Below are 301 nucleotides of genomic sequence, written 5' to 3'. Positions count from 1 at the left end.
CAGGCTTGCGTGAATAAAAAATAGTTGTATTTTTGCATCCGCATTTGAGCAGTAGGCCCGTTCGTCTATCGGTTAGGACTCAAGATTTTCATTCTTGCAAGAGGGGTTCGATTCCCCTACGGGCTACTAAAATGTTCTGAAGGTTTATTGTTTATCGAAAAAGGTTCAGAAAATGGCCCGTTCGTCTATCGGTTAGGACTCAAGATTTTCATTCTTGCAAGAGGGGTTCGATTCCCCTACGGGCTACAAATTAGTTGTAAATTAGTTTTATAAAACAAGTGTTTAGTGTCTCAAATAGTTG

The 301-nt window shown here is 39.9% G+C and carries 2 tRNA genes; both read left to right on the top strand.

Going from position 1 to position 301, the window contains the following annotated elements:
• Positions 1-54: 54 nt before the first annotated feature.
• Positions 55-126, top strand: a tRNA-Glu gene (locus EQG61_RS13715).
• A gap of 48 nt (positions 127-174) precedes the next feature.
• A tRNA-Glu gene (locus EQG61_RS13710) sits at positions 175-246 on the top strand.
• Positions 247-301 lie beyond the last annotated feature (55 nt).

Source organism: Flavobacterium stagni (assembly GCF_004122105.1).
In the GTDB taxonomy this organism is placed as follows: domain Bacteria; phylum Bacteroidota; class Bacteroidia; order Flavobacteriales; family Flavobacteriaceae; genus Flavobacterium; species Flavobacterium stagni.
The sequence above is the reverse complement of the archived record's forward strand: the minus strand, read 5'-3'. Positions and strand labels throughout refer to the sequence as shown.